Consider the following 8,522-nt stretch of genomic DNA (forward strand, 5'->3'; position numbering starts at 1 on the left):
GGGTGACGTGCCAGGAAGGCCCGCACCCCACCTCTCCCCTCACCTGCCCCCAAGGGCAATGAGACGTGAAATACCGCTGAGCCAGGATATTAATGCAACTCAATAAACAACATGAATGCGGGGATGTCGGGCCCTTTTTGTATAACCGGGAGTGCAGCCTGGAGCTGCGCAGTCCTCACTCCCGCAGGAGAACCGATGAAACACATCCAGCTCGCATGTCTCGCCGCCGCGCTGTCATTGGCGGCGCCGGTGGCGCTGGCCTCGGAGGCCGTGTGCAAGGCGGAGCCGTCCGCCGCGTCACAGGGGCCCACCAAGGTCGGCGAGGACGTCTTCCGGCGGTACGAGACGGCGCACCCGTACGCCAGCAGGGAGCTGCGCGCGGAGAGCGGCCCGGTGCACTCCGACGTCATCCACCACCCGGGCGCGGCATACATCGCGCCCCACTTCGAGCGGTTGGAGCTGGAGGACGGCGACTTCGTGGTGGTGCGCTCGCCGGACGGCAGGCGCTCGTGGCGCTACGACAACACGCACCCGCTCGCCCGTGACGGCTTCTGGGCCATCCACATCCCTGGTGACACGGCCATCATCGAGCTGCACAGCCGGGACACCGCCGAGCGCCGCGGCATCCTCAACCGGCACGGCTACTCCATCGACCGGTACGCCCGGGGCTACTCCAACCAGGAGATGGGCTTCAGCAACCTGAACGAGGCCCTGTGCGGTCCGGACGACTCCGGCTGGGCGCCCTGCTACGCCTCCAGCGACCCGACCATCTACGGCCGCGCCCGCCCCGTGGCACGCCTGCTCATCAACGGCTCCGGCGCGTGCACCGGCTGGCTCGTGGGCAGCCAGGGCCACCTGATGACGAACCAGCACTGCATCGGCACCGCCACCGAGGCGGCGAACACGAACTTCGAGTTCATGGCCGAGGGCGCCAGCTGTACCACCAGCTGCGCGAGCTGGTTCGGCTGCCCGGGCAACGTCATCGCCGGCGGCACGCTGGTGAAGGTGGACGCCCCGCGCGACTACGCGCTGGTGCAGCTGTCGCAGAACCCGGTCAACACCTACGGCTACCTGCAGCTGCGCGCCACCGGCGCCGTGGTGGACGAGCGCATCTTCATCCCCCAACACCCGGCCGGCTACGGCAAGAAGATCGCCGTGACGTCCACGGACACCCGCGACCAGTCCGGCTTCGCCGAGGTCTACAGCCTGAACGAGCCCTCGTGCCAGTCGGGCGGCCCCAACGACGTGGGCTACTTCGCGGACACGCAGGGCGGCTCGTCGGGCTCGCCCGTCATCGGCCACTCGGACAACCTGGTGGTGTCGCTGCACCACTGCGCCAACTGCCCCAACCGCGGCGTGCCCATCCAGGCCGTCATCAGCCACCTGGGCGCGGACCTGCCGCAGTGCGCGCTGCCCGCCGCCGGCTGCCCCAGCCCCAACGGCAACGGCGAGCCGCCGCCTCCTCCGCCCCCGCCCCCGGTCAACTCGTTCCAGTACACGGCCACCAACACCAACAACGCCCAGCAGAACACCACCAACAAGAAGATTGCCCTGACCGCCGGCCAGCAGCTGAAGGTGGCCACGTGCGGCATCACCGGCGCCACCTTCTCCGGTGACACCTGGCTGCGCGTGTTCAGCCCCACCCCCGTCACCGAGGTGGCCTCCAACGACGACGCGTGCAGCGGCCGCGGCTCCAGCATCACCTACACGGCCACCGTCAGCGGCGAGTTCGAGGTCCGCGCCGGCTGCTACGGCACCGGCAGCTGCGGCGGCACCGTGGTGTGGGAAATCACCGGCGGCAACCAGCCTCCGCCGCCGCCCACCAGCGGCTCGTTCACCTTCAGCGGCAGCAACACCAACAGCGCGCAGCAGAACACCACCAACCGCGACGTCACCATCACCGCCGGCCAGCGCATCACCGTGGCCACCTGCGGCGTGACGGGCGCCTCGTTCTCTGGTGACACGTACCTGCGCCTGTTCAGCGGCACCACCCAGGCGGCGGCCAACGACGACGCGTGCAGCGGCGTGGGCTCCAGCCTGTCGTACACGGCCACGGCCTCCGGCACGCTGCAGATTCGCGCCGGCTGCTACAGCGGCAACTCGTGCAGCGGCACCGTGGTGTGGAGCATCCAGTAGCCCCACCCCTCGCGTGAGCCGTCCGGGTCCGGGCCGTGGCACCTTCCGCCGCGGCCCGGGCCCTCAGCGAGCGCCGCGCCGGTAGACCTCCGGGTCCCACTTCTGCATGAAGCTCTCGGGCGCGCTCAGCGGCGTGAAGCCGTGCTGCGCGTAGAGCGAGTGCGCGTCACGCGTGGCCAGCATCCATCGCCGCAGGCCTTGAAGCTCCGGATGGCCGACGATGCGCTCCACCAGCCACTTGCCCAACCCATGCCCGCGCACCGCGTCCGCGATGAACACGTCCGCCAGGTACGCGAAGGTGGCGAAGTCCGTCGTCACCCGGGCAAAGCCCACCTGCTCCCCCGTGGCAACCCGGTAGAGGCCGAACGGCAGCGAGTTCGCCACCGAGCGACGCACCACCTCCAGGGGGATGCCCGCCGCCCAGTACGAGGACTGGAGGAAGCGGTGCACCGCCTCCACGTCCACGCGGGAGCGGTCCGTGCTGATGACGAAGTCGCCCCGCGTCCACTCGTGAAAGTCCACGGCGCGCCTCCTGCGTCAGTACGCGTTCTTCGACAGGAAGCCGCCCAGCGCCGTGCGCACGAGAATCTTCAGGTCCATCAGCAGCGACCAGTTCTCGATGTAGTACAGGTCGTACTCGATGCGCTTCTGGATGGACGTCTGGCCGCGCAGGCCGTTGATTTGAGCCCAGCCGGTGATGCCCGCCTTCACCTTGTGACGCAGGTGGTAGCGCGGAATCTGCCGCTTGAACTCCTCGATGAAGACGGGGCGCTCGGGGCGCGGGCCCACGAGGCTCATGTCGCCCAGCAGCACGTTGAAGAACTGGGGCAGCTCGTCCAGCGAGTACTTGCGCAGGAAGGTGCCGATGGGCGTGCGGCGCGGGTCCTCGGGCGACGTCATCATCGCGCCGCAGTTCTCCGCGTCCACGCACATGGTGCGGAACTTGAGGATGGGGAAGGTGCGGCCATCCATCCCCATGCGCTCCTGGCGGTAGAGGATGGGCCCGCGGCTCGTCAGCCGCACCGCCAGCGCGGTGGCCAGCATCAGCGGCGACGTGACGAGGATGGCCAGGAGCGAGAAGAGGATGTCGAAGGCCCGCTTGGACACCCGGCTCCAGCCCTCCATGGGGTCGCCCTGGAGGCGGATGATGGGCAGCCCGCCGAACTCCTCCAGGCCGCCGTAGAGGGTGATGTACTGGTACAGGTCCGGCACCACCCTCACGTCCACCGTGCGCAGCGCCAGCTGCTCCATCAGCCGCTTGACGTGCGCCTGGTCCTCCAGCGGCAGCGCGATGATGACCTGGTCCACCGGCTGCGTGTCCAGGACCTGGTTCACCGAGTCCACGTGGCCGATGACGCGCACACCGCTGACGTACTGGCCCACCTTCTCCGGCCGCAGCGTGAGCACGCCCGTCACCCGGAAGCCCAGCTCGCGGTGGCCCTCCACCGTGTCGATGACCCGCTGCCCCAGCTCCCCCGCGCCGATGACGAGGATGGACTTGAGGTTGTGGCCGCGGCGGCGGATCTCACTCAGCACGTAGCGGAACGCCAGCCGGCTGCACGTCACCAGCACGAAGGCGTAGGCCACGAAGATGACCAGCGTCAGACGCGAGTAGCGCTCTCGCGCGAAGTACGTCGCGGCGACGAGGATGAGCGTGGCGGTGATGGTGGACTTGAAGACCTCGAACACCTCGCCGGTGTTCGTGCGCGCGCGGTTGGTGGCGTACAGGCGCGACTGCTTGAACGTCACCGGGAAGATGACGAGCACCATCAGCAACGAGATCAGCGTGTCTTCCCAGGGCGGAATCCCCTCGGTGACGGGGATGATGCCGGAGAAGCGCGTGACGTACGCGAGCGCGAACGCCACCGCGAGCATCCCCATGTCCGCGACGACCTTGATGGATGTGTAGAAACGCTGGAGACGACTGAACACCGAGCCACTCCTGTAGCCTGGTCAACGGGCGGCCACCCCCATGCAAGACTCGCACCCTGTTCCGACGAGCACGCGTCCTGCCCAACACCGTGTGACGGGCGCGTCTCCTAGCATGGGAAAGCTCGTGAAACCAATGGGTTGCCCTGACCCCTGCTCCACAGCAGCCGAAGGTGGACAGAAGTAGGCAACGGAACACGGAGAGGGGGATGACAGCGGAGTCACACCCCCGCGGTGCGAGCTGTGGAGTGTCTCCCCAGCCGCAGGAGGGCGTCGGCCTCGGACAAAATGGCACGCTGGAAGGCGACGCGGCTGAAGCGCTCGGCCTGCGAGCGGGCGTCCTCGGGGCGGAAGGAAGGCTCCCAGACCTCGAACTGGCGGACGGCGGCGGCGAGCGCGGCGGGCGTCTGCTCGGAGAAGAAGAGGCCGGTGCGCGAGGTGACGGTCTCCAGGGCGCCGCCCCGGCCGTAGGCAATGACGGGGCGGCCGGTGGCCTGGGCCTCCAGGGGGGTGATGCCGAAGTCCTCCTCGGGCGTGAAGATGAGCGCGCGGGCGTCGCGGTAGAGGCCGGGCAGCGCGTCATCCGAGACGTTGCCGAGGAAGCGGATGTGGGGCGGCACCGGCCCCGACATGAGGCGCGAGGCCTCCTGGCCCGTGCCCACCACCCACAGCGGCACGCCCAGCTCGCGGAAGGCCTCCAGCGCCACGTCCAGGCGCTTGTAGGGGGCGAAGGCGCCGAGCCACAGGAAGTAGCCGCCCCGCCCTCCGCCCTCGAGCGGCACGTTGGCGAAGCGCTCCAGGGCGACGGGCGGGTGGATGACGGTGGCGTCGCGGCCCCAGAAGCGGCGGACCTTCGCGGCGATGTGGTGGCTGTTGGCGACGAAGCGGTCCACGCCCGCGGCCGTCTCGCGGTCCCACCGCTGGAGCCAGGGCCGCACGGCGTGGGCGGCGGCGCGCACGGGCGGGCTGGCGCGGCCCGGGCCGAAGTAGTCGTCGAACAAGTCCCACATGTACCGCATGGGCGCGTGCACGTAGCTCAGGTGCGGGGTGCCCGCCGGGGTGCGCAGGCCCTTGGCCACGCAGTGACTGGAGGAGAGGACCAGGTCGTAGCGGTCCTGGAGACGCAGCGCCTCGATGGCCCGCGGCATCAACGGCAGGAAGTGCCGGTAGCGCGCGTGGATGCCGGGGATGCGCTGGAGGAAGGAGGTGAAGATGCGGCGCGACTCGATGGCCGGAGACTGGCTGCCGGGCTTGTGGACGAGCGTGTAGATGTCCGCATCGGGCAGCACTTCGCAGAGCGCGTCGAGGACGCGCTCTCCGCCGCGGTGGGTGACGAGCCAATCGTGGACCAGGGCAACCTTCACGAAAGCGGCTTCTAGCACCGGGGACGCGCAGTGCCGAAAAGTGGCCTGCCTGCCCGCCCGCCCCTTCCTCGATGCCCATGCGGGCCGCGCGTGTGGTAGGCCCCGGTCCGTGGCCCACGTCCTCCTCGACCTGCGCATGGTGCGCGGCCGGCTGCATGGGATTGCCCGGTATGCCCTGGAGCTGGCGCGGCGGATGCCGGCGCTCGCTCCGGACCTGCGCTTCACCGCGCTGGTGCCGCCCGACGGCTTGCCCTCCGACCTGGCCGAGCTCACGCCCTCCATGCCCCAGCACCGCGCGCGCTCGGGCTTCCTCTCCCCGTTCGAACAACTCACACTCGCGGCGGACCTGGGCCGGGTGAAGCCGGACGTGTTCCACGCCACGTCCTTCTCGCTGCCGCGCTTCTGGGATGGGCGGCTGGTGGCCACGCTGCACGACGCCAACCACGTGGCGCTGGCGGACCAGTACACGCCAGCGCAGGCACTCTACTACCGCGTGGTGGTGGGTCCCCGGGCGCGAGGGGCGGCGGCGCTGGTGACGGTGTCGGAGTTCTCCCGCGAGGAACTGGCGCGGCACCTGGGGCTGTCGCCGTACCGGCTGCAGGTGATTCACAACGGCGTGGACGCGCGCTTCCAACCGCCGACGCCCGGCGAGGCGAAGGCCTTCCGCGAGCGGCACGATTTGCCCGCGCGGTACGTGGCGGCGGTGGGCAACGCGAAGCCGTTCAAGAACCTGGCGATGCTGAAGCACTTCGCGGCGGAGCTGCCGGTGCCCATCGTCCTGCTGGCGGGCAAGGGCGCGGTGGCGCACGAGCTGGGGCTGCACGAGAACGTGCTCGATTTGGAGGAGCTGCCCGAGTCGGAGATGCCTCTGTTCTACGGCGCGGCGGCGGCGCTGCTGCTGCCGTCGAAGTACGAGGGCTTCGGCCTGCCGGCGCTGGAGGCCATGGCGTCGGGCTGTCCGGTGATTGTCTCGGACGCGACGGCGCTGCCGGAAGTCGTGGGCGGCGCGGCGCTGCGGCTGCCGCCGGATGACGCGACGACGTGGCGGGAGACGACGCTGCGCCTCTTGCGTGACGACGTGCTGCGCGGCGAGCTGGTGGAGCTGGGCCGCGAGCGGGCCGCGCGCTTCTCGTGGGACGACTGCGCGCGGCGCACGCTCGCGGTGTACCGGCGGGTGCTGGAAGGGGCCTCCGAGCGCTCCCGCTGACCTCGCGCTTCCGTCAGCGCTCTCGCATCAGCAGGACCCAGTCGCGGGCCCGCCGGACCTCGTGCCACCCGGTGGGCGGAGCGCCCGGGAGCACGCGCGCCTCCACGAGCGCGAGGCGCGCCTCGTGTCCCTCCAGCGCGGACAGCGTGTCCAACGGCTGCCCCGCGAGCCGCCGCTCCCCCGCGAGCGACGCGATGAGAATCCACGCGGGCGCCGCCGCCACCACGGGCACGCGCGTGCCGGGCGCGAGCGCGTCGAACTCGGGGGCGAACTCGCGCGAGGCGACACACGGAGGCGGCGCCACGTAGCGGCTGAGCCCCGCCGCGGAGAAGACGGCCGCGAGCAGCGCCAGCCCCATCAGCGCCCCCACCGCCACCCGCTTGCGGCGCGCCGTCGTCAGCAGGCGCTCCACCCACGGCGCGGCGGCGGCCCCGGCCAGCAGCGCCAGCCCCGGGTAGGCCACCAGCGTGTGGTTCCACAGCTTGCGCGCCGGCAGACACAGCCCCAGCAACACGAAGAGGCTGAAGAGGGCGACGATTCGCAACCCCTGCCGCTCCGGCGCGGGCTCGCCCTGCTCCCGCCGCGCCGCCATCCAGCCACCCAGGAGCACCAGGGGCAGCCCCGGCCAGAAGCGTCCGGCGATGCTCCGGAACGGGTACCAGAACGAGAGCTTCCCATCCGCCCGAGCCCCCATCGCCGACGCGAGCAACTGCCGCTCGGCGTAGCCCCTCCACCAGGAGCCGTCTCCCGCCGCGCGGTCCCACAGCAGGAAGCCCGTCACCGGCAGCGCCGCCAGCACCGCCGCCGTGCCTCCCACGAGGAACGGCCGCACCGAGCGCGTCACCAGCCCCCGCGCCGCCCCCGCGGCGACAATGGGCAGCAGCCCGAAGGGTCCCTTGATGAGGGCCGCCCCCGCGCCCGCCACGGCCGCCCAGAGCAGCGCCCGAGAACTCCGCCCATCCAGCAGCACCGGCGCCGCGGCCAGCGTGGCCAGCAGCACCAGCAAGGGGTCCAACCGGGCGCGTCCTCCGTAGACGACAAACGTCTCCGACGCGGCCAGCACCAGCATGGCCAGCAGCCCCGCTGGCGCGCCGCACAGCCGCAGGCCCAGCCAGCCCACCAGCACCACGGTGGCCAGCGTCCACAGCGCGTTCAGCGGCCCCAGCGCGCCCTCGCCCACCCAGCGGATGACCGCCACCTGGGGCCACAGGCCGAAGGGAAGGTGCTCGCGGAACTCCGGGTACACGTCCGGGAGGTAGCTGGGGTCCAGCCACGTCCCCTGCTCCGCCATGTTGCGGGCCACCACCGTGTAGAGGTTCGCGTCCCCGTCATCCACGTGCATGGACCACGTCGCCGAGGTCAGGGACGCCGCGAGCACCAGCACCGCGGCCACGGCGCCCCGCCGCCAGGCCGTGTCCATGTCAGGCGCTCCGGGACACCGCGGCTTCGAGGCCCCCCCGCACGCCGACGGCGAACGCCAGCACCAGCGCCATGGAGAACGGCGCCTGGAAGAGCGGGTCATGCACCGCGGAGAGCAACAGGAAGAAGCACAGCGCCCCCACCCCGGCCACGCCGGCCGGGTGCGCCAGCGTCATGCGCCGGGCCACGGCCACCAGCAGCATCAGGAAGAACACCAGCCCCGGGAACCCCAGCTCCGCGGCGATGCTCAAGAGCTGGTTGTGCGCCTTGCCCCGCTGCTCGCGCACGGCGATGGGCGCGGTGTCCGGCACCCACTCGCCCGCGCGGAAGCGCCCCGCCCCCGTGCCCGTCACCGGGTGCAGCTTCACGGCGTCCACGCCCGCCCTCAGCAACATCATCCGGTCGCCGCTGCCCTCGTGCGTGAGGCTGGAGGCGAAGCGGTTGCGCAAGGACGGCTTCATCCACAC

At 71.1% G+C, this 8,522-nt stretch carries 7 protein-coding genes; 2 read left to right on the forward strand and 5 right to left on the reverse strand.

The genetic code is table 11. The annotated features are described in order from the left end of the window. Window positions 1-195: 195 nt before the first annotated feature. Window positions 196-2,136 (forward strand): trypsin-like serine peptidase, encoded by a 1,941-nt coding sequence (locus HG543_RS48530; protein ID WP_169351779.1) that lies wholly within the window; start codon window positions 196-198, stop codon window positions 2,134-2,136. 63 nt (window positions 2,137-2,199) lie between these two features. Here HG543_RS48530 and HG543_RS48535 read toward each other — a convergent pair whose 3' ends face one another. The 3 genes from HG543_RS48535 to HG543_RS48545 form a co-directional block, all read right to left on the reverse strand. After that, window positions 2,200-2,658, reverse strand: a complete 459-nt coding sequence (locus HG543_RS48535) for a GNAT family N-acetyltransferase (RefSeq protein ID WP_169351780.1) — start codon at window positions 2,656-2,658, stop codon at window positions 2,200-2,202. Between the two features lie 15 nt (window positions 2,659-2,673). After that, complete coding sequence (locus HG543_RS48540; RefSeq protein WP_169351781.1) at window positions 2,674-4,068, reverse strand: undecaprenyl-phosphate glucose phosphotransferase; 1,395 nt, start codon at window positions 4,066-4,068, stop codon at window positions 2,674-2,676. Between the two features lie 218 nt (window positions 4,069-4,286). Next, on the reverse strand, window positions 4,287-5,429 hold the full coding sequence (locus HG543_RS48545) for a glycosyltransferase (RefSeq protein ID WP_169351782.1): 1,143 nt from the start codon (window positions 5,427-5,429) through the stop codon (window positions 4,287-4,289). Window positions 5,430-5,565: 136 nt separating this feature from the next. Between HG543_RS48545 and HG543_RS48550 the strand changes: the two genes are divergently transcribed. Beyond that, window positions 5,566-6,636, forward strand: coding sequence for a glycosyltransferase family 4 protein (locus HG543_RS48550; RefSeq protein ID WP_169351785.1), 1,071 nt, complete (start codon window positions 5,566-5,568; stop codon window positions 6,634-6,636). 13 nt (window positions 6,637-6,649) lie between these two features. Here HG543_RS48550 and HG543_RS48555 read toward each other — a convergent pair whose 3' ends face one another. Together HG543_RS48555 and HG543_RS48560 are read right to left on the reverse strand one after the other, a co-directional pair. Further along, entirely contained in the window at window positions 6,650-8,056 is a 1,407-nt protein-coding gene (locus HG543_RS48555; protein ID WP_169351783.1) for a glycosyltransferase family protein, read from the reverse strand. A 1-nt stretch (window position 8,057) separates the two neighbouring features. Beyond that, window positions 8,058-8,522: O-antigen ligase family protein (locus tag HG543_RS48560; RefSeq protein WP_211194689.1), on the reverse strand; the 465-nt coding region annotated here is incomplete at its 5' end.

The sequence above is a fragment of the Pyxidicoccus fallax genome (assembly GCF_012933655.1).
Taxonomy (GTDB): domain Bacteria; phylum Myxococcota; class Myxococcia; order Myxococcales; family Myxococcaceae; genus Myxococcus; species Myxococcus fallax.

Excerpts from the sequence above, each read along its gene's own strand:
- HG543_RS48530 (WP_169351779.1), top strand. The coding sequence starts at position 196 with ATGAAACACATCCAGCTCGCATGTCTCGCCGCCGCGCTGTCATTGGCG.
- HG543_RS48550 (WP_169351785.1), top strand. The coding sequence starts at position 5,566 with ATGGTGCGCGGCCGGCTGCATGGGATTGCCCGGTATGCCCTGGAGCTG.
- HG543_RS48555 (WP_169351783.1), bottom strand. The coding sequence starts at position 8,056 with ATGGACACGGCCTGGCGGCGGGGCGCCGTGGCCGCGGTGCTGGTGCTC.